Origin of the sequence: Amycolatopsis roodepoortensis, from assembly GCF_024628825.1 — a bacterium.
In the GTDB taxonomy this organism is placed as follows: Bacteria; Actinomycetota; Actinomycetes; order Mycobacteriales; family Pseudonocardiaceae; genus Amycolatopsis; species Amycolatopsis roodepoortensis.
Genome location: NZ_CP102415.1, coordinates 4,757,669 through 4,777,620 on the forward strand (window position 1 = coordinate 4,757,669; position 19,952 = coordinate 4,777,620).

Consider the following 19,952-nt stretch of genomic DNA (forward strand, 5'->3'; position numbering starts at 1 on the left):
GGCGGCATGGCTGTCGTGAAGATCAACGCGATCGAGGTCCCCGAGGGCGCAGGCCCCGAGCTGGAGAAGCGGTTCGCCGCGCGGCTGCACGCCGTCGACAACCAGCCCGGCTTCCTCGGCTTCGAGCTGCTCCGCCCGGTCTCCGGCGAGTCGCGCTACTTCGTCTACACCAAGTGGGAGTCCGAGGAGGCGTACCAGGCGTGGGCGTCCGGCCCGGCGCGTGAGGCGCACGCGGGCGAGCGCGCGAAGCCGGTTTCCACCGGCGCGAACCTGCTGGAATTCGAGGTCGTCCAGGCTTCGAAGCCGGGTGAGTGAGCTCGAACGAGCCGCGGAACTGATCGACGGCGCCGGCGCGCTGCTCGTCTGCGCCGGTGCAGGGATGGGCGTCGACTCCGGCCTGCCCGATTTCCGGGGCGACGAAGGTTTCTGGAAGGCGTATCCGCCGTACGAGCGGCTGGGCATCAGCTTCGTCGAGCTCGCCGACCCGCGGCATTTCGCCGAAGATCCCGAGCTGGCCTGGGGTTTCTACGGGCACCGGCTCGCGCTGTACCGCGCCACCGTCCCGCACGACGGCTTCGGGCTCCTGCTGTCCTGGGGAGCGCGCAAACCGGGCGGCACGCGCGCGTTCACGTCCAATGTGGACGGACAGTTCCAGAAGGCGGGCTACCCGGGGGTCGCCGAGGCGCACGGGTCCATCCACCACCTGCAGTGCCTCGACAGGTGCACCAAGGAGATCTGGCCCGCGGACGACGTCTCGGTCCCGATCGACGAAGACAGCATGCGCGCGCTCGAACCGCTGCCGTCCTGCCCGCGCTGTGGGGGCCTCGCCCGGCCCAACATCCTGATGTTCGGCGACTACGACTGGCTCGGGCAGCGCAGCCAGGCCCAGCTCGACGAGCTGAACGCGTGGCGCCGCGAGCATCGCGACCTCGTCGTGGTGGAGCTCGGCGCCGGGCAGGCCGTGCCGACGGTGCGGCGGTACTCGGAGCTGGCCAGCGCCGCGACCGGCGCGCTGATCCGGATCAACCCGCGCGAGCCACAGGTCCGGCACGGCCGCGGCGTTTCCCTGGCGGCCAACGGCCTCGAAACGCTCAAGGCGCTGGACGCGCTGCTCAGCTAGGGCGGATCCACAGGTCTCGGTCGCCCCTCAGCATCACCCGTCCGTCGTCGAGGGTCACCGCGGCGACGAGCCGATCCGCCGGGCAACCCAGTTCACCCCGCTGCCAACCGCCTTCCGCGACCCACACCACCAGGCACGATCGGTTCGAGGTCCGGGCCTGGTTCCATTCAACGCGGTCGCCGAACAGCACCGGCTCTCCCGCCTTGCCGACCGTCCCGCCGAGGATCCGGCCGTCCCCGAGGGAAGCGGTCACCCAGACACCGGGCGTACCGGTCACCACCAGCGCCCCGGCCGCGGAACCCCCGGCCAGCAGCCATTCCCCGCCTGTCCGGAGCACCGTGGAGAACCAGAGGTCGCTTCCCCACACCAGCACCGGCGACACCGTCCAGGTCGCGCCCGCGTCGCCGGAGGCCCACACCCGCACGTCCCCGCCGAGCGACCCGACCACGAGGACCCGATCATCGTCGGCCGCGACCGCCGTCGGTGACCAGCGCCCTGGCCGGTCCTGCGGCAGGACGATCTCGCGCACGCTGCGACCTTCGTCTTCGGTCACCCACGCGATCGGCTCGGACCGCTCTTCACCGCGGAATTCACGGACCCCGACACCGATCGCGTTCCGGCCCGCACGGGCCAGCCCCACCGCTCGCCGGTCGGGACCCGGCCGGAACAGCCGCTCGGCCTCGGCGACGGGATCCTGGACGCCGAGGGATCGCGCCTCGCCCGGCCGGGCGGCGAAGCCCAGCGCGCTCTTCGCCTCGGCCGGCGGCAGCTGCCCCGGGACGCACGCCGCGACCAGCGAAATCACGAGCACTCCCCAGAGCTTCCTCATGAGCGGGAAGCCTGCCAGCGGAAGGTCACTTTCCGGGCAGAACGATTTCCGCGTAGACGGCGTCGTGGTCGCTGCCCGGCGTCTCCAGCACCTTGAAGTCCGCGATGGCCGTCCGCTTGTCCGCGAGCACGTGGTCGATCGGCACCGGCGGCACCAGCCCGTTCGTCCAGGTGCCCTCCAGCGCCTTCCCCAGCTGATCGGCCGCGTCCACGTATCCCCTGGTCAGCAGCTCACGGAAGAGCGCGTGGTCGAGGCTCGCGTTGAAGTCGCCCGCCAGGATCCGGATGTCGTGCTCGGCGTCGGCGTACGGCAGGTCCTTCGCCTCGTCGACCCAAGCGTGCCGGTCCCACATCGGCGCCGCCGGATGGACCGCGACGACCTCGATCCGGACGCCGTCTCCGAGGTCCACGCTCGCGCTGGGCTGCTTGTAGTCCGAAGCGCCGCTCAGCTTCAGCGGCGTCAGCGGATACCTCGACACCAGCCCGGAGCCCGACGCCCACTCGGCCGGGTGCAGCACGTGGTACGGCAGGACCTGGAACAATCCGGCCCGGTCGAGTCCTGCGATCGCCTCGGGTGTCATCTCGGTCAGGCTCAGGACGTCGACCCGGTGCTCCTTCACGTAGCCGACGATCCGGTCCGGATCGGCCTGCCCGCCGAGCATGTTCGACGCCAGCACGCGCACGTGCTTCCCGTCGAGCGCCTTCTGCTCGTTCGCGAACGCCCGCGGCAGCACCAGGGACGCGATCGTGCAGGTCAGCACCAGCGCGACCACGCCGATCCACCAGCGGCGCAGCCCCAGCGCGAGGAGGCCGAGCACCAGCGTCGCGATCCCGGCGTACGGCGTGAGCGCGAGCGCGGCGATCGTGTACGTGTTGCCGTCGTAGCCCACGAGCCGTAACGCCGTCAGCACCGCGAACGGCACGACCGCCCCGATGAGCAGCCCGCTGACCAGCTTTCGCCCGGCACCTCGCGGCACCACGCGTTCTTCGATCACCATGCCGTCGAGTATGCCGATCACCAGCGTGGCGGCGGCCGTCTCCACAACACCTTCACAACCTCCTCACACCACGTCTACCAGCGCTTATCAGCTCCTGTCAGCCGCTGCCAGCGCGCTGTGCGCGGTCTGCCAGGCGCCGGGTGCACCTTGATCGGCGGGGCGAGATCCACAGGAGGAACGATGACTCACGCGATCAGGGCCGAGGGCCTGGTCAAACACTATGGGGAGACGAAGGCGCTCGACGGGGTCGATCTGGAGGTCCCGGCGGGCAAGGTGGTCGGGGTGCTGGGGCCGAACGGCGCGGGGAAGACGACCGCCGTCCGGATCCTGGCCACCTTGATCCGGCCGGACCGCGGCCACGCGAGCGTCTTCGGCTACGACGTCGTCAAGAACCCGATGGCGGTCCGGAGCATGATCGGGCTGACCGGGCAGTACGCGTCGGTCGACGAGGACCTTTCCGGTACGGAGAACCTCGTCCTGATCGGCAGGCTGCTGGAGTTCTCGAGGGCGGACGCGAAGAAGCGCGCGGCCGATCTGCTGGAGCGGTTCGAGCTGACCGACGCCGCCGGCCGCGCGATCAAGACCTACTCGGGCGGGATGCGGCGGCGGCTCGACCTCGCCGCGAGCCTGGTCGGCCGTCCCAAGGTGCTCTACCTGGACGAGCCGACCACGGGGCTCGACCCGCACGCCCGCAACGAGGTCTGGGCCGTGGTCCGCACGCTGGTCGCGGACGGCACGACGGTGCTGCTCACCACGCAGTACCTGGAGGAGGCCGACCAGCTGGCCGACACGATCACCGTGTTCGACCACGGGCACGTCGTGGCGAACGGCCGCGCCGACGAGCTCAAGCGGCGGACCGGCGGCCAGACGCTGCAGGTGCGGCCGTCCGCGCTGGCCGACCTCGACGCCGTCGAGCGCATCCTGGCCGGGCTCACCGGGGTCCGGCCGAACCGGGACGACGACACCGGCCTGCTCACCGCGCCCGTCGCCGACCCGGTGCTGCTGTCCACTTTGGTCCGCAAGCTGGACGAGGCCGGGATCACCGCGGACGAGCTGGCGCTGCGGCTGCCCAGCCTCGACGAGGTGTTCCTCGCGCTGACCGGCAAGAAGACCGACGAGTCCACAAAGGACACTACTCCGGAAGGGAGCCTGGTATGACGACCATCGCGATGCCCGCACCACCACGGCGCGTCTCACCGTCGAGCGGCGTGCGGCACGGGCTTTCCCTCGCCTGGCGCGGCATCCTGAAGATCCGCAAGAACCCGGAGCAGCTGGCCGACGTCACCATCGCGCCGATCATCTTCCTGGTCATGTTCGTCTACCTGTTCGGTGGCGCGATCATGGGCAGCACCGAGGGCTATCTCCAGATGATCGTGCCCGGCATCATGGTGTTCAACATCCTGCAGGCCAGCATGACCGTCGGCGTCCAGCTGAACACCGACGTCACCAAGGGTGTGTTCGACCGGTTCCGCGCGATGCCGATCGCCAGGTCCGCGCCGCTGATCGGCGCCGTGCTCGCCGACATCGTGCGGTACCTGGTGTGCCTGGTCGTGCTGATGGTCGTCGCGACGATCATGGGTTACCGCGTCCAGACCGGGCCGGCCGAGTTCGCGCTGGCGATCGCGCTCGTCATCGCGTTCGCGCTGTCGTTCTGCTGGGCATCGGTGTTCGTCGGGATGCTGGTGAAGAGCCCCGGCGCGGTGCAGGGCCTGATGTTCGTGGTGCTGATGCCGCTGACCTTCGGCAGCAACGTCTTCGTCCCGACCGGCACCATGCCCGGCTGGCTGAAGGCGTGGGCCGACATCAGCCCGGTGACACAGATGTCCGACGTCCTGCGCGGGCTGATGAACGGCGGGCCGATCGCCGGTCCGCTGACCGGTTCGCTGATCTGGATGGCGGCCGCGATCGCGGTCTTCTTCCCGCTCGCCACTTGGGCCTACCGGAAGCGCGTCTGACGGGGGTCAGGGGGAACGCGCGTGAAGGGCTCCTCGCCTCTGCCGGGCGAGGAGCCCTTCTTCACGCGCTCGCTTCCTGACAGATCCAGGCGACCAGGTCCGGACGGGACAGACCGGCGTCCTGGACGAGGAGCTCTTCGTAACGCTCTTCGCCGAAATGCTCGCGAAGGTCGTCGATGAGCTGCCGGATGCCGGGTTCCCCGAGGTCCAGCCTGCCGCGCAACAGCTTCGCCGCGCCGAGCAGCCGGACGGCCGTCTCGGGCCTCCCCTGCCGGAATCGGATCAGGCCGCAGACCTCCACGATCCGGCCCAGGTCGGGCATGTCACCGCGTTGCGCGGTGGACTTCACGACCACCGCGGCCCCGCGTTCGGCCGCGGCCAGATCCCCGGCGGCCAGCGCGATCTCGGTGTCGATGTAGCCGCCGAATTCGTCGCCGAAGAGGCCCGGCATCGGCACCGTCGCCATCCGCTCCCGGAACCGGACACCGACCGCGCGTGCCTCGTCGATCCGCCCGGCGCGGCTGAGCAGATCGGCCTTGCCCACCAGCACCATCACCGCGAGCTGGTCGTTGCCCGTGTCGATCGCGTAGCGCTCCGCGTCGCGCATCTCGCGCATCGCCGTCTCGAGGTCACCGGCCCGCGCGTACTCCGTCGCGAGGCGCCAGCGCTGCTGGATCACGTCGTCCTGCGAGCCCAGTTCGAGCGCGAGGGCGAGGCCTCGCCGGTACAGCGCGATCGCGGCGTCGTGATCGCCCGACATCGAGATGTCGCTCGCCTTCATGCCCACGGCCATCGCGGTGCCCCAGCGGTCGCCCACGGCCGTGAACCCTTCGTAGGCCTTGTCCCTGGCCTTCTCCGCACCCTCGGGGTCCCCGTCGTCGGCGAGCAGGAAGCTCTGCGCCCACGACCCCGCCGACCTGGCCCACGGGTCCGCGCTCGCCAGCGCCCGCTCGACCTCACGGTGCGCCAGTTCCTTGTTCTGGCTGAAGAAGGCCAGCATGGGCAGGCCGATCGCCAGCCCGGCGAACCGGGTGTGCGCGTTCGTCCGCACACAGTCGTCGATGAGCTCCCGGACGGCCTCGGGATCGCCGACGCCCGGCACCATGCCGGTGATCGCCCGCATCGCCCGGAACGCGGCCGCGAAATCCTCCTCCAGGCGGTCTCCGAACGTGAGCACTTCGTCGACGAAGGACTCGCTCCGGTCGTTGTCACCTTTGACCAGCCAGTACCAGAAGGTGCCGCCGAACAGCCGCGTCGCCATTTCCACGTCACCCGCGTCGATGGCCTGGCGGAGCGAGGTCACGATGTTGCCGTGCTCCGCGTCGTAGCGCGAGATGGCGACGAGCTGATCCGCCGTCCGCAGCATCGGTTCCAGCCGCTCGGCGAGCTGGGCGTAGTAGCGGTGGTAGGCCTTGGTCAGCCGGTCCCGCTCGCTCGCCTCGTCGAGCCGTTCCGCCGCGTAGGCCCGGATGGTCTCCAGCATGCGGTACCGCGGCTCGCCGTGGTCTCCGGCGATGGCGTCCACAATGGACTTCTCGACGAGCGAGCCGAGGACGTACAGGACGTCTTCAGCGGGCAGGCCGTCGCCGGCACAGACGCTTTCGACCGCTTCCACCTCGGCGCCGGCCCCGAAGACCGACAGCCGCCTGGCGAGCACACGTTCGGCGTCGTCGAGCAGGTCCCAGCTCCACTCGACGACGGCCCGCAGCGTGCGCTGCCTCGGCAACGCCGTCCGGCTGCCCGAGGTCAGCAGGCGGAACCGGTCGTCGAGCCGCTGCGAGATCTGCGCGACGGTCATCGACCGCAGCCGCGCGGCGGCGAGTTCCAGCGCCAGCGGCATCCCGTCCAGCCTGCGGCAGATCTGCGCGACGTCGTCCACAGTGGACTCGTCGAGCACGAAGTCCGGGCGCACGGCGGCCGCTCGGTCGACGAACAGCCGGATCGCGCCCGCCTCGGCCGCCTGGGAGACGGTCGGCGTGCCTTCCGGGACGGACAGCGGGCCGAGCGGGCACAGCGTCTCGCCGTCGATGGCCAGCGCTTCCCGGCTCGTCGCGAGGATCCGCAAGGTCGGCACGCGGCGCAGCAGGGTGTTCGTCAGCTCCGCGGCCGCGTCGACCAGATGCTCGCAGTTGTCCAGCACCAGCACCGATTCACCGGCGCCGAGCGTCTCCACGACCCTGGCCAGCGCGTCCACCGGGCGGCGCATCGGATCGCCACCGTGCGAAAGACCGAGATCCCACAGCTCCAGTGCGGCGAAGACCGCGCCGGGCAGGTCTCCCGGGTCGCGGACGCCGGCGAGCGGCACGAACCAGACGCGTCCGCGCGCGTGCGCCGGATGCCGTGTCGCGACTTCGGTGGCCAGCCGTGTCTTCCCGGCGCCGCCGGGCCCGACGAGCGTCACCAGCCGCGCACCCGCGAGAAGCTCGGCGACCAGTTTCAACTCGTCGTCCCGGCCGACGAAACTGGTGAGCCGGACCGGGAGATGATCGGCGGCCGCGGGCGGTGGGCCGAGTTCACCGCGCAGCGCGGCGAGATGGATCTCCCGGAGTTCGGCCGACGGGTCGACGCCGAGCTGGTCGGCCAGCGCCGCCCGGACCTCCTCGTAGACGGCGAGGGCGTCGGACTGCCGGTCCGCCGCGCACAACGCCCGCATCCACAGCCCGGCGAGCCGTTCACGCAGCGGGTGCCGCGCGGCCGCCTCCTTGAGATCCGCGAGCACCCGGTCGTGCCCGCCCAGCCGGATCTCCGCCTCGAAACGGTCTTCGGCGGCTTCGAGGCGCAGGTCCTCCAGGCGGGTCGCCGGTGCCTGCGCGAAAGGGGCATCGAGTACGTCGGACAGCGCCTGACCACGCCAAAGGCCGAGCGCTTCGGCGAGAATCGCGGCCGCTCCGGCGTCCCGGCCTGCCGCCAGCTCCGCGCGCCCCTCCGCCGCCAGCCGCTCGAAGCGGCACACGTCGACGTCCTCGCGGGCGATGTCCAGGCGGTATCCACCGGGCCCCGAGTCCAGGGTGACGTCGTCGGCACGCAGCACCTTGCGCAACCGCGAGACCAGGGATTGGAGCGCGTTCGCCGCGTCCGCGGGTGGCTCCGCGCCCCAAAGACCGTCGATGAGGGCCGCGGCGGGGACGGCGCGGCCGGGCTCCAGCGCGAGCCTGGCCAGGAGCATGCGGAGGCGGACACCGCCGATGTCGACCGGGGTGCCGTCACCGGCCTCCGCTCCGACCGGGCCCAGCAGCGTCACACGCACGACCCCCAGCTTTCCAGAAGCCGCAAACGCTTACCCCGTCCAGGCTGTGTCTCTCAGAGCGCGCTCTCGGACTCCAGACCTCGATCAGGCGACGGAAGTGGGGATTATCCGGGCACGAAGGATCTTTCCGGGCGGACGGCCGGGGCCACGGCGCTACGTTCGTGACCGAGTCACAGCCGATCGACTGGGAGCGTGAATGAGGTACCGGAGTACGGCCGTCATCGCCGCCGTTCTGGCCGCGAGTGTCCTCGGCGGCGGGACCGCCCTCGCCGACACCGGGAAACCCGGCGCCGACGGCGCGGGCGACAGCTACTACCCGCAGGACGGTAACGGCGGCTACGACGTCGCCGCCTACAACCTGAAGATCGGCTACGAGCCCGCCGCCAGGCAGCTCACCGGCCACCAGACGATCACCGGCCGGACCACCCAGGCACTGAGCTCGTTCAACCTCGACCTGCGCGGGCTCACCGTCGACTCGGTCAAGGTGAACGGGCGGAAAGCGACCTTCACGCGGACCGGCGACCACGAACTCGTGATCACCCCGGCGCGTTCGCTGCGGAACCACGAGCGGTTCACCGCCGAGGTCGCCTACCACGGCGTCCCGCAGCCGATCGAGGATCCGGCGCTGGGCGAGAACGGCTGGCAGTACGCGAAATCCGGGGGCGCGTTCGTCGCGGGCGAGCCGAAATCCGCGACCACCTGGTACCCGGTCAACGACACCCCGCGGGACAAGGCGACCTTCCACCTCGCCGTCACCGTGCCCTCGGAATGGGGCGTCATCTCGAACGGCCGCGAGCGCGGGAAGTTCGCTTCGGGCGACAACACCACGTACGTCTGGGCCGAAGAGACCCCGGCCGTGCCGTACATGACGACGGTCGCGATCGACAAATGGGAGTTCGAGCGGACGAAGCTGTCCGACGGCACCCCGGTCGTCAACGCCTACGCCCCCGGCACCCCGGCGTCGACCAAGCAGGCCGAGGCGCGGCTGCCGGAGATCATCGACTTCCTGTCGTCGAAGTTCGGGCGCTACCCGGTGGACGCGGCGGGCGGCATCTTCCTCGCCGAGCCGATCGGGTTCTCGCTGGAGACGCTGAGCAGGCCGATCTACTCGGGCGCGGCGGGCAACGTCCCGACGATCGTGCACGAGAACGCCCACCAGTGGTGGGGCGACTCGGTCGCCGTCGACAAGTGGAAGGACGTCTGCCTCAACGAATGCTTCGCCTCGTACGCGGAATGGCTTTGGTCCGAGGCGAAGTCCGGGCAGGACCTCAAGGCGCGCTACCTGACCGCCGTGCAGAAGGCGACGGACCGCTTCTGGGCCGGGAAGCTGTACGACATGGGTCCCGGCAACGAATTCACGTACGTGTACTCGAAGGGCCCGGTGGCGCTGCACGCGCTGAAGAACTACATCGGCGCGGCGCCGTTCGACCGCATCCTGAAGACGTGGCCCGCCATCCACCGCGACGGCAACGCGAGCCTGCCGGAGTTCCAGAAGTTCGCCGAACGCGTCGCGCACAAGAACCTGCAGGGCTTCTTCGACGCGTGGTTCTACGGCAACACCAAACCGGCGCCCGAGTTCCTCTACCCGGGGGACCTCAAGCCGGCCGCCTGAAGCGCGTCACACGTTAGGGTGAGGGCATGACGTCAGTGCTCCTCACCGGTTTCGAACCGTTCGGCGGTGAGCGGGTGAACCCGTCGTGGCAGGCGGTTTCCCTGCTCACCCGCCGCCGGCACGACACCGTCGCCGTCGAACTGCCGTGCGTGTTCTCGCGTTCGCTGGTCACCCTGCGCGACGCGATCGACGAATACCGGCCGGAACTGGTGATCTGCGTCGGCCAGGCGGGCGGGCGCCCCGACGTCACCCCGGAGCGGGTCGCGATCAACCTGATCGACGCCCGCATCCCGGACAACGCGGGCTCACAGCCCGTCGACGTCCCGGTGATCCCCGGCGGGCCGAACGCGTACTTCACCACGCTGCCGGTGAAGGCTTGTGTCACGGGGATCAAGGCCGCGGGGCTTCCGGCGTCCGTCTCGCACACCGCCGGGACGTATGTGTGCAACCAGGTCTTCTACGGGCTGATGCACTTGCTGGACAACGACTTTCCCGGAGTGCGCGGCGGTTTCGTGCACGTGCCGTACACGCCGGAGCAGGCCGCGCGGACGACCGCGCCGAGCCTTGCCGTGCACCGCGCCGCCGAGGCGCTGGAGATCATCGTGGAGACCTCGCTTTCGGTGACCGAGGATCTCTCGACGCCGGCGGGGACCCTGCACTGATCAAGGCTTGAGCTGCGCGGTGAAGAACTCGACCATCTCCGCGGTCGTCCGTGCGGAGCCGTCGCTGCGTGTCGAGACGAGCATCGCGCTCAACGGCGCGTCTTCGGTCCCGAAGAGCACGATGCCGCTTCGCGCGCCCACACCCGCCAAGTAGCGCCCCCGGAGCCCGTCGGCCGCCCAGGTGCCTTCGACGTGTTTACCCTTGGTCATGCGCTGCCGGACGCCGTCCTCCAGGCCGGTCATCGCGACGCCCTGGTAGTAGTTGATCGCGTTCGATCCCTTGTCGTCCTTGAACACGCAGGTGACCGCCGACGCCGCGCCCACCGTGGTGGCGGCGTCGGGCGCGTCCCGGCACTCGTCCCGCTGCGGGATGACGGCGGCGATCCGGCGGAGACAGTCCGTGAACCCCTGCGCGTCTTTCGGCCCGGGCTGATCGCAGCTCACCGGTTTCGCCGGGGCGGGCGCGGCGACCGGCTCGTCTTCGCCGCCGCTGAGCAAGACGATCGTCGTCACGATCGCCGCGAGGGCGAGCGCGACGACGCCGTAGGTCGTGGGCTTCTGCCAGTTCCGGCCCGGCGCCGGCGGGGGCGGCGTCCAGCGCGGCGGCTGCGGACGGCGCGGCGGTTGTTGTTGCACCGGCTGCTGCCGGACCGGCGGGGTGACCGGCGCGAAGGCGGGCACCGTCAGCTGGGAGTCTTCGCCACCGGCCGGCACGTGGTGCAGGCCGAACGCGACCGCCGTCTCCGGCTGATCCTGTGTCGTGGGCGCGATCCTGAGCTGATTCGCCAGGAGGCTCGCCAGCAACGGCATCCGGCTCGGCCCGCCGACGAGGTAGACGCCGCCGAGGCGGTCCGGGGACAGCCCGGCACGGCGGATCGTGGTGGCCAGAAGCTCGGCGCTGCGCAGGAAACTCGGCCGGACGAGCGCCTCGAGCTCCATCCGCGTCACCCGCACGTCGCCGAACGGCTCCGGCATCGGGATCTCGGTCTGCTGATGGCGGGACAGGCTTTCCTTGGCGTCACGGACGTCCTGCAGCAACGACCGGCGCGTCCGTCGGTCGCTGACCGACTGCGGGCGCAGGATCCGTTGCCAGCGCGCGGGTTCGGAATGCGAAACCTCGCGGCCGATGTGCACCAGGAGTGCCTGGTCGATGTCGAGACTGCCGAGATCGGGCAGGCCGTCCTCGGCCAGCACGGCGAACCCCTGCGCGCTGACACCGACCACCGCGCAGTCGAAGGTGCCCGCCCCGAGGTCGTACACCGCGATGGGCCCGGGCGGCCGGTGACCGTTGTTGAGCGAGGCGTAATGCGCGGCGGCGGCGACCGGCTCGGGAATGAGCACCGTCGTGCCGAAACCGGCCTTGAGCGCGGCGTCGCGAAGGATCTGCTTGCGATCCGGACCCCAGCCCGCGGGATGCGAAATGCGCACCTGGGCGGGCGGACGCTGGAGTATCAGCTCGGCCTCTTCGCCGACCCGGCGCAGGACCGCGGCGAAGGCGTCGGCGATGGGAAGCGAGACGTCACCGAGCTGGAGCGCGCCCTCGTCGATGCGCCGCTTGGGATTCGCCTCGAACCGGCTCGGATCCAACCGGGCCCGGCGTTCGGCGTCACGACCGACGAAGACCGTGCCGTCCTTGTCGGCGTAGATCGCGGACGACATCGTCACCGACCCGTCGATCTCGACGACCTGCGTCCCCCTGCCGTGGATCGAAAGCACCCCCACCGTGCTGGAGGTACCGAAATCGATCGCCAGAACGTCCACCTGACCCCCTCCCGGACCCGAAGGGCATCGTCTCACGCCGCCCGATCACCCGAGTTCCGCGTCCGATCACGCGAGTTACGCCCCCAATCACGCGAGTTACGCCCCCAATCACGCGAGTTCCCCGCCTGGTCACGCGTGCCGTCCGCTCAATCACGTGTGTCGTCCGTCTGATCACGTGTGCCGTCCGTCTGATCACGTGTGCCGTCCGTCTGATCACGTGTGTCGTCCGTCTGATCACGCGAGTTCACCATCACGCACACAGGCCCCTGTGCGGGAAAAGGCGAACTCACGTGCTTGAACGCGTAACTCGCGTGATCGGACACGTAATTCGCGTGCTTGAAGGCGTGACTCACGTGATTAGGGACGTAACTCGCGTGACTGGAAGGCGAACTCGCGTGATGGGGAGGCCGACACACGTGATCGAAGGGACGACGCGTGATCAGAGGGACGACACGGCCGCGGACGCGGAAGTGCCCGCCGCGGGCGAACCCGCGACGGGCACTTCCGGAACCGAAAGGGACTTACTCGCCCTCGGTTTCACCGTTCTCTTCGGTCGAGCCGGCACCGATGCTCACCGGCGGGGCGTCCGGGACCGACGAGGGCCGGGCTTCGCCACGGAAGACGAAGTGCGCCTTGTCGTCCTTCTCGCCCTCTTCGTCGTTCCAGCCTTCGACGTCGACCAGGATGATCTGGCCGGGCTGGACCTCGCCGAACAGGATCTTCTCCGACAGCTGGTCCTCGATCTCGCGCTGGATCGTGCGACGCAGCGGCCGCGCGCCCAGCACCGGGTCGAAGCCGCGCTTGGCGAGCAGCGACTTGGCCTTGGGCGTGAGCTCGAGCTCCATGTCCTTGGCCTTGAGCTGCGTCTCGACCCTGGCGATCATCAGATCGACCATCTGGATGATCTGGTCCTTGGTCAGCTGGTGGAAGACGATGATGTCGTCGATCCGGTTCAGGAACTCGGGCCGGAAATGCTTCTTCATTTCCTCGTTGACCTTTTGCTTCATCTTCTCGTACCGGTTGGCGGTGTCGCCGCCGGACGAGAACCCGAGCGAGACGGACTTGGAGATGTCCGAGGTACCCAGGTTCGAGGTGAAGATGAGCACGGTGTTCTTGAAGTCGACCGTACGACCCTGGCCGTCGGTGAGACGGCCGTCTTCGAGGACCTGCAGGAGCGTGTTGTAAATCTCCTGGTGGGCCTTCTCGATCTCGTCGAACAGCACCACCGAGAACGGCTTGCGCCGCACCTTCTCGGTCAGCTGGCCGCCCTCTTCGTAGCCGACGTAGCCCGGAGGGGCACCGAAGAGCCGCGAAGCGGTGTAGCGGTCGTGGAACTCGCCCATGTCGATCTGGATGAGCGCGTCGTCCTCGCCGAACAGGAACGCCGCGAGCGCCTTGGACAGCTCGGTCTTACCGACACCGGACGGGCCGGCGAAGATGAACGAGCCGGAGGGGCGCTTCGGGTCCTTCAGGCCGGCGCGGGTGCGGCGGATCGCCTGGGAGACGGCCTTGACCGCGTCCTCCTGGCCGATGATCCGCTTGTGCAGCTCGTCCTCCATGCGGAGCAGACGCGTGGTCTCCTCCTCGGTGAGCTTGAACACCGGGATACCGGTCCAGTTGGCGAGGACCTCGGCGATCTGCTCCTCGTCGACCTCGGCGACGACGTCGAGGTCGCCGTCCTTCCACTGCTTCTCCCGTTCGCCCTTCTGGCCGAGGAGGGTCTTCTCCTCGTCGCGGAGGCGGGCGGCGCGCTCGAAGTCCTGCGCGTCTATCGCGGACTCCTTGTCCCTGCGCACGTCGGCGATCTTCTCGTCGAACTCGCGCAGGTCCGGCGGCGCGGTCATGCGGCGGATGCGCATCCGGGCGCCGGCCTCGTCGATCAGGTCGATCGCCTTGTCCGGGAGGAAGCGGTCGTTGATGTAGCGGTCCGCGAGGGTCGCCGCCTGCACCAGCGCGCCGTCGGTGATCGAGACGCGGTGGTGCGCCTCGTACCGGTCACGCAGACCCTTCAGGATCTCGATCGTGTGCTCGAGCGACGGCTCGCCGACCTGGATCGGCTGGAAGCGGCGCTCCAGCGCGGCGTCCTTCTCGATGTACTTGCGGTACTCCTCGAGCGTGGTCGCGCCGATCGTCTGCAGCTCACCACGGGCCAGCATCGGCTTCAGGATCGACGCGGCGTCGATCGCGCCCTCGGCGGCACCCGCGCCGACGAGCGTGTGCAGCTCGTCGATGAACAGGATGATGTCGCCGCGGGTCTTGATCTCCTTGAGCACCTTCTTGAGGCGCTCTTCGAAGTCACCGCGGTACCGGGAACCGGCGACCAGGGAGCCGAGGTCGAGGGTGTAGAGCTGCTTGTCCTTCAGCGTCTCGGGCACCTCGCCCTTGACGATGTTCTGCGCGAGCCCTTCGACGACGGCGGTCTTGCCGACGCCGGGCTCGCCGATGAGGACGGGGTTGTTCTTGGTGCGCCGCGACAGCACCTGCATGACCCGCTCGATCTCTTTGCCCCGGCCGATGACCGGGTCGAGCTTGCCTTCGCGGGCCTGCACGGTCAGGTTGCGGCCGAACTGGTCGAGCACCAGCGACGACGACGGGGTGCCTTCACCGCGTCCGGAGCCGGTCTCGGTCGACTCCTTGCCACCCTGGTAGCCCGACAGCAGCTGCAGGACCTGCTGACGCACCCGGTTGAGGTCCGCGCCGAGCTTGACGAGCACCTGTGCGGCGACGCCCTCACCCTCGCGGATCAGCCCGAGCAGGATGTGCTCGGTGCCGATGTAGTTGTGGCCGAGCTGCAGCGCTTCGCGCAGGGACAGCTCAAGCACCTTCTTGGCCCGCGGGGTGAAGGGGATGTGCCCGCTCGGGGCCTGCTGCCCCTGGCCGATGATCTCCTCGACCTGCTGGCGGACGCCCTCCAGCGCGATGCCCAGCGATTCCAGCGCCTTGGCGGCGACACCTTCACCCTCGTGGATCAGACCCAGGAGGATGTGCTCGGTGCCGATGTAGTTGTGGTTGAGCATCCTGGCCTCTTCTTGGGCCAGGACGACCACCCGCCTCGCGCGGTCGGTGAACCTCTCAAACATGTGCACTCCCTCGACTGCTGCGACGGCGGCCCGTTTCCATCGTGCTTTCACCGCGATGGATTCAGCACCGTGAGACCACTCTAGTAGCCATGCGGTCGCGCTGGCGTACCACTACGGCTGATTGCGGCCCGTTCGCGCCCCGGCCGTTCTCCGGCCGTGCGCTCTTTCATCTTCCGGTTGCCCTGCACCTTTACGTCAAGCCCAACGTGCGAAGGCGCCCTCGGATTCCGCCGGACGAGCGTTGTCCGCTGAGCGCGAACACGGGTCTGCCCAGTGGATGGACACCCGTCCGGAGTAGTCACGGACCGTATGTAAGGTAAGGCGTACCTAATGACGGGAGGCCGGTGTGTCACGACACTACGCTCTCGCGTCCCCGCCGAACGGGCTCCGGGCCTCCCTCTCCAGGATGCCCGGGGACGCCCGTCTCCGCGCGGACGTCCCCGCGGACGAGCCGGGCTGGGTCCGCTGCGGCGACCTGCTCGCCGAGCCTGCCAGGCTCGTGCGATGGCGGGAGCGGCTCACCGGCTGGCTGGCCGAGACGTATCCGGAGGCAGCCGGGATCCCCGAGCGGACCCCGGCGAGCTGGATCCTGTCCTGGTACCTGCACGTCCCGGCGCTGGCCGGCGCGATGCTGCTCCATCACGCACGCCGCGTCCCGTCGCTGGCGCCGTCCGCGCTGGCGTTCCGGATCGGCGCCGACCGGCCCCACCCCGACTCCGTCGCCGTCCTCGGTGACGGCTTCCACTGCCTGCCGACCGACCCGGACTCGGCGCATCCGCGGGCCGTCGTGGTCCCGGACGAGCGGGCGTTGGCAACGGTGCTGCGGGGCAGGTACGTCGCCCACGCGAGCCGGTTCATCGACGTCTACGGGCCGCTGACGAGGCTAGGGCGACGGCAGTTGTGGGCGGCGGCCACGGACGCGCTCGACAACGCGCTGTGGTCGGCGGGGCGCCTCGGCGGGAGCCCGGAGTCCGAGGGCGCCGGCGTCGCGGACGCCGCCCTGGTCCTCGAAGCCCGGTTCCCGCCGCTGACCTCGCCGTCGAAGCTGACGCTGACCACGGGAGCCGACGGACGCCGCGAGTGGACGAGAAACCGCGAGGGCTGCTGTTTCAACTATCTGCTTCCCACGGAATCGGAATGCGGCGGCTGCCCGAGAGTTCGTTAAGGCGTCCAGCCGGGATCACGCCCCGTCGCGCCCAAGGCGCGCTCGAACGTCGTCGCGCCGTCCGCGACGGCCACTTCTTCGCCGTACACCTTCATCGCGCGCGCCTGATCGCCGATCTCCAGCGCGATGGCGTACACGGCGTCGGCGACTTCGGGGAGGACGGAGAACTTCGAGCCCGTCGCCCTGGCGAGGTCCCAGCCGTGGAAGACGAACTCGTCCAGCACCATGTATCCCGCCATCGACGCGGGCATCGGGTTGCCGCCGAAGGTGGTCTGCCCCTGCCACGCCTCCGGCGTCCCGAAGACGTCCACGAGCCGCGCAGTCTGCTTCTCGATGTCGGCGAGCCAGCCGCCGCCGACGAGGTCCGCCTCGGCCTCGCCGGAGGACACCTCGGGCGGCGGCGCCTTGCGTCCGGCGGCTTCGAGCCAGGGGCCCCAGTAGAGAAGGTGGTTCAGCAACGCGCGGACGTCGTATTCGGCGCACGGGGTGCGCGCGGAGAGGTCGGACTCGCCGATCCCGCGCAGGATTCCGGCGAATTCCGCGGCGGCGGGGGCGATCAGGGCAGCGTGTTCGGACATGAGGGCATGAGTTCACGGAACCCGGCGCGCTGTCTTGAAGAAACGCGACAAGGTTAAGTTGATCCGGTGAGCGGGCACCGGATCCCGGCGGGGATCGTCAACGCGCGGCAGGCGAAGTTCAGCCTCGTCCGGCATCGCCCCGCGCCGGAGCTGCGCCCGTTCGTCGATCACCACTGGGTGCTGCGCTGGGACCTGAGCGGCCGCCCATCCCAGGAACAGGTGGTCCTGCCCAATCTCGCGGTGAACGTCACGTTCTTCCGCGACGCGGCCGGCGCGTTCGGCCCCGGGAAACGACCTTTCCGCTACACCGTCGCGGGCACGGACCACGGTATCGGCGTGCGATTCCGGCCGGGGGCTTTCCGGGCATTCCTCACCGGTCCGGTCTCGATGATCTCCGGCGGTTCCGTTCCGCTCACCGATCTCTTCCCCGGTGCCGGAGGAGTGACGGAATCGGTACGGAATGCGACGGACGACTTCGAAATGGTCCGCCGCTGCGAGGAACTGCTCCTCGCGAAAGATCCGGTGCTGACCGCCGCGGCCAGGACGGCCGTCGAAGCGGTGGAAACAATCGCGGCCGATCCGGCCATTACCAGAGTCGGCGAGCTGTCAAGCCGGACGGGCCTGTCTCAGCGAAGCCTGCAACGCCTGTTCGCCGAACATGTCGGCGCCGCCCCCAAATGGGCGATTCAGGTATACCGCTTGAACGAGGCGGCGGCACGGATCGCCGCCGAGGAACGGCCGGACTACGCGGAACTGGCGACCGCGCTGGGCTATAGCGACCAAGCGCACTTCATCCGGGATTTCCGCTCCGTGACCGGATGGGCGCCCACCGAGTACGCCCGCTTGAACCGTGTACAAGAACAAGAAAGCCGCCGGGAACGGATTCCCGGCGGCCGTCAGGTCTGAAAGACCTCAGTTCTTCTTGTGGTAGGCCTCCACGACCTCGGACGGGATACGTCCGCGGTCGGAAACCTGGAAGCCGTTCTTGCGGGCCCAGGCACGAATGGCCTGGTTCTGCTCGCGGTCCACGGTCGCGGGACGGGCGGCGGCCTTCACGCCGGCGACCGGACGAATGGCGGTGCGCTTACGGCCACCCGCGCGACGGGCGTGCTCCACATACTGGGCCAGCGCGTCACGAAGCTCTTCCGCGTTTTCCGCGGAAAGGTCGATCTGGTAGCTCACACCGTCCAAACCGAACTCGACGGTCTCTTCCGCCTCGGTGCCGTCGAGGTCGTCGACGAGCGAGACGAGCACCTTCTGTGCCATCTGTTTCCTCCTGCTGGGGGCTTACACGAATGATCTGGTACGGGGCATGCCCCGGACAGAAGACTTTGTCTAGCGACATTAATACCCGCTACCGAGACATAACGCAAATCTTGTTTACGAGAACGATCGAGGTATCTGTCACGCGGACGGGTTATTCGGGTCGGACGAGCGGGAACAGGATGGTCTCCCGGATACCAAGGCCGGTCAGCGCCATCAGCAACCGGTCGATCCCCATTCCGACACCACCGCTCGGCGGCATTCCGTACTCCAGCGCACGGAGGAAATCCTCATCCAGGTTCATGGCCTCACTATCGCCCTGCGCACCCAGCCGAGCCTGTTCCACCAGCCGCTGACGCTCCACCACGGGATCGACCAGCTCGGAGTATCCGGTGGCCAGTTCGAATCCGCGCACGTACAGATCCCACTTCTCGGCGACCCCCGGCTTGCTGCGATGTTGCCTGGTCAGCGGGGATGTCTCGACCGGAAAATCACGGACAAAAGTAGGTTCGTGGAGATGATCGCCGACGAGATGTTCCCAAAGTTCTTCGACGAGTTTGCCGTGGCCTAACTTGGGGTCGAGCTCCAGCTCTCGCGCTTCGGCATAGGAACGCAGCTTGTCCGCCGATGTCTCGGGAGTGACCTCTTCCGACAACGCCTCGGACAACGACTCGTACATTCCGAGTGTGGTCCACTCGCCGGACAGGTCGTACTCCGAACCGTCGGCCAGAGTGACCACCTGAGTACCGAGAACGTTCTGCGCCGCCTCCTGGATGAGCTGCCGCGTCATCACCGCGTTGGAGTCATAGGTCGCATACGCTTCGTAGTACTCGAGCATGGCGAACTCGGGCGAGTGTGACGAGTCGCTGCCCTCGTTCCGGAAGTTCCGGTTGATCTCGAAGACCTTCTCGATACCGCCGACCACACAACGCTTGAGGTACAGCTCCGGCGCGATCCTCAAGTAGAGGTCGAGGTCGAAGGCATTCGAATGCGTGACGAATGGCCTTGCCGCCGCGCCGCCGTGCAGCGTTTGCAGCATCGGGGTCTCGACCTCGAGGAATCCCCGGCCGTGAAACGAGTCACGGAGGGAACGCAGCACACCGGCGCGGGTCCGGACCACGTCCCGCGCCTTGGGACGCACGATCAGATCGACATAACGCTGCCGGATCCGCGTTTCCTCGGCGAGGTCTTTGTGCACCACGGGCAACGGGCGCAATGCTTTCGACGTGATCCGCCACGAGTCCGCCATCACGGAAAGCTCACCGCGCTTGGAGGTGATGACCTCGCCGGAGACGAATACGTGATCACCGAGATCGACATCGGACTTCCAGGCCGCGAGAGCGTCCTCGCCCACCTTCGCCAGGCTGAGCATCGCCTGCAACTCGGTCCCGTCACCTTCACGGAGACTCGCGAAACACAGTTTGCCGGTATTCCGCATGAACATGACCCGGCCGGTGACGCCCACGATCTCGCCGGTGGCCGTGTCGGCGGGAAGACCGGAATGCTTCTCGCGCACTTCGGCCAGTGAGTGCGTCCGGGGCACCTCTACCGGATACGGATCGATACCCTCCGCGATTATCCGGTCGCGCTTGTCCCGGCGCACCCGCATCTGTTCCGGCAGGTCTTCGTCGGGGCTCACGCCCTCGGATGCGGGGATTTCAGTCATGGCGCACAGCGTACGAA

Annotated in this window: 16 protein-coding genes; 8 read left to right on the top strand and 8 right to left on the bottom strand. The window is 68.9% G+C overall.

Annotated features, from left to right (window positions below; all coding sequences use genetic code 11):
* The first annotated feature begins 6 nt into the window (after positions 1–6).
* Positions 7–315: an antibiotic biosynthesis monooxygenase family protein gene (locus NQK81_RS22570; RefSeq protein ID WP_016337748.1), complete on the top strand. Its 309-nt coding sequence runs from the start codon at positions 7–9 to the stop codon at positions 313–315.
* Complete coding sequence (locus NQK81_RS22575; protein ID WP_257483168.1) at positions 308–1,120, top strand: SIR2 family NAD-dependent protein deacylase; 813 nt, start codon at positions 308–310, stop codon at positions 1,118–1,120. Before NQK81_RS22570 ends, NQK81_RS22575 begins: the two co-directional genes overlap by 8 nt.
* Here NQK81_RS22575 and NQK81_RS22580 read toward each other — a convergent pair.
* Both NQK81_RS22580 and NQK81_RS22585 read right to left on the bottom strand, forming a co-directional pair.
* Complete coding sequence (locus tag NQK81_RS22580) at positions 1,113–1,949, bottom strand: beta propeller repeat protein (RefSeq protein WP_257483169.1); 837 nt, start codon at positions 1,947–1,949, stop codon at positions 1,113–1,115. The two genes, NQK81_RS22575 and NQK81_RS22580, sit on opposite strands and share 8 nt — an antisense overlap.
* Positions 1,950–1,974: 25 nt before the next feature.
* On the bottom strand, positions 1,975–2,991 hold the full coding sequence (locus NQK81_RS22585) for an endonuclease/exonuclease/phosphatase family protein (protein ID WP_257483170.1): 1,017 nt from the start codon (positions 2,989–2,991) through the stop codon (positions 1,975–1,977).
* A gap of 135 nt (positions 2,992–3,126) precedes the next feature.
* Here NQK81_RS22585 and NQK81_RS22590 point away from each other — a divergent pair, with 135 nt between their 5' ends.
* Complete coding sequence (locus NQK81_RS22590; protein WP_126730179.1) at positions 3,127–4,104, top strand: ATP-binding cassette domain-containing protein; 978 nt, start codon at positions 3,127–3,129, stop codon at positions 4,102–4,104.
* Positions 4,101–4,901, top strand: a complete 801-nt coding sequence (locus NQK81_RS22595; protein WP_257483171.1) for an ABC transporter permease — start codon at positions 4,101–4,103, stop codon at positions 4,899–4,901. Before NQK81_RS22590 ends, NQK81_RS22595 begins: the two co-directional genes overlap by 4 nt.
* A 61-nt stretch (positions 4,902–4,962) precedes the next feature.
* Here NQK81_RS22595 and NQK81_RS22600 read toward each other — a convergent pair whose 3' ends face one another.
* Entirely contained in the window at positions 4,963–8,148 is a 3,186-nt protein-coding gene (locus tag NQK81_RS22600; protein ID WP_257483172.1) for an AfsR/SARP family transcriptional regulator, read from the bottom strand.
* 196 nt (positions 8,149–8,344) lie between these two features.
* Between NQK81_RS22600 and NQK81_RS22605 the strand changes: the two genes are divergently transcribed.
* The gene (locus tag NQK81_RS22605) at positions 8,345–9,760 is read left to right on the top strand and encodes a M1 family metallopeptidase (RefSeq protein ID WP_257483173.1); all 1,416 of its coding nucleotides are present in this window, start codon (positions 8,345–8,347) and stop codon (positions 9,758–9,760) included.
* Positions 9,761–9,786: 26 nt separating this feature from the next.
* Positions 9,787–10,422 carry a pyroglutamyl-peptidase I gene (gene pcp / locus NQK81_RS22610; protein ID WP_257483174.1) on the top strand — a complete coding sequence of 212 codons (636 nt, stop codon included), beginning with the start codon at positions 9,787–9,789 and terminating at the stop codon, positions 10,420–10,422.
* On the opposite strand, the gene NQK81_RS22615 is transcribed toward pcp, so the two are convergent.
* Together NQK81_RS22615 and NQK81_RS22620 are read right to left on the bottom strand one after the other, a co-directional pair.
* Complete coding sequence (locus NQK81_RS22615) at positions 10,423–12,183, bottom strand: Hsp70 family protein (protein WP_257483175.1); 1,761 nt, start codon at positions 12,181–12,183, stop codon at positions 10,423–10,425.
* A gap of 521 nt (positions 12,184–12,704) precedes the next feature.
* Positions 12,705–15,263: an ATP-dependent Clp protease ATP-binding subunit gene (locus NQK81_RS22620; RefSeq protein ID WP_034310092.1), complete on the bottom strand. Its 2,559-nt coding sequence runs from the start codon at positions 15,261–15,263 to the stop codon at positions 12,705–12,707.
* 406 nt (positions 15,264–15,669) lie between these two features.
* Between NQK81_RS22620 and NQK81_RS22625 the strand changes: the two genes are divergently transcribed.
* On the top strand, positions 15,670–16,428 hold the full coding sequence (locus NQK81_RS22625) for an iron-sulfur protein (RefSeq protein WP_257483176.1): 759 nt from the start codon (positions 15,670–15,672) through the stop codon (positions 16,426–16,428).
* Here NQK81_RS22625 and NQK81_RS22630 read toward each other — a convergent pair.
* Positions 16,425–17,006, bottom strand: coding sequence for a TIGR03086 family metal-binding protein (locus tag NQK81_RS22630; RefSeq protein ID WP_257483177.1), 582 nt, complete (start codon positions 17,004–17,006; stop codon positions 16,425–16,427). The genes NQK81_RS22625 and NQK81_RS22630 overlap by 4 nt on opposite strands.
* Positions 17,007–17,072: 66 nt before the next feature.
* On the opposite strand from NQK81_RS22630, the gene NQK81_RS22635 reads away from it, so the two are divergent.
* A complete protein-coding gene (locus NQK81_RS22635) occupies positions 17,073–17,912 on the top strand; it encodes an AraC family transcriptional regulator (RefSeq protein WP_126730163.1) in 840 nt (279 codons plus the stop codon).
* A gap of 6 nt (positions 17,913–17,918) precedes the next feature.
* On the opposite strand, the gene NQK81_RS22640 is transcribed toward NQK81_RS22635, so the two are convergent.
* Entirely contained in the window at positions 17,919–18,272 is a 354-nt protein-coding gene (locus NQK81_RS22640) for a histone-like nucleoid-structuring protein Lsr2 (protein WP_005165380.1), read from the bottom strand.
* A gap of 151 nt (positions 18,273–18,423) precedes the next feature.
* Positions 18,424–19,935, bottom strand: a complete 1,512-nt coding sequence (lysS, locus tag NQK81_RS22645; RefSeq protein ID WP_257483178.1) for a lysine--tRNA ligase — start codon at positions 19,933–19,935, stop codon at positions 18,424–18,426.
* Between the last annotated feature and the right edge of the window lie 17 nt (positions 19,936–19,952).

Bases quoted from the DNA above. Each gene is read 5' to 3' on its own strand.
- NQK81_RS22590 (WP_126730179.1), top strand. From the start codon at position 3,127: ATGACTCACGCGATCAGGGCCGAGGGCCTGGTCAAACACTATGGGGAG.
- NQK81_RS22625 (WP_257483176.1), top strand. From the start codon at position 15,670: ATGCCCGGGGACGCCCGTCTCCGCGCGGACGTCCCCGCGGACGAGCCG.
- NQK81_RS22605 (WP_257483173.1), top strand. From the start codon at position 8,345: ATGAGGTACCGGAGTACGGCCGTCATCGCCGCCGTTCTGGCCGCGAGT.
- NQK81_RS22620 (WP_034310092.1), bottom strand. From the start codon at position 15,263: ATGTTTGAGAGGTTCACCGACCGCGCGAGGCGGGTGGTCGTCCTGGCC.
- NQK81_RS22640 (WP_005165380.1), bottom strand. From the start codon at position 18,272: ATGGCACAGAAGGTGCTCGTCTCGCTCGTCGACGACCTCGACGGCACC.
- NQK81_RS22595 (WP_257483171.1), top strand. From the start codon at position 4,101: ATGACGACCATCGCGATGCCCGCACCACCACGGCGCGTCTCACCGTCG.
- lysS (WP_257483178.1), bottom strand. From the start codon at position 19,935: ATGACTGAAATCCCCGCATCCGAGGGCGTGAGCCCCGACGAAGACCTG.
- NQK81_RS22570 (WP_016337748.1), top strand. From the start codon at position 7: ATGGCTGTCGTGAAGATCAACGCGATCGAGGTCCCCGAGGGCGCAGGC.
- NQK81_RS22580 (WP_257483169.1), bottom strand. From the start codon at position 1,949: ATGAGGAAGCTCTGGGGAGTGCTCGTGATTTCGCTGGTCGCGGCGTGC.
- pcp (WP_257483174.1), top strand. From the start codon at position 9,787: ATGACGTCAGTGCTCCTCACCGGTTTCGAACCGTTCGGCGGTGAGCGG.
- NQK81_RS22630 (WP_257483177.1), bottom strand. From the start codon at position 17,006: ATGTCCGAACACGCTGCCCTGATCGCCCCCGCCGCCGCGGAATTCGCC.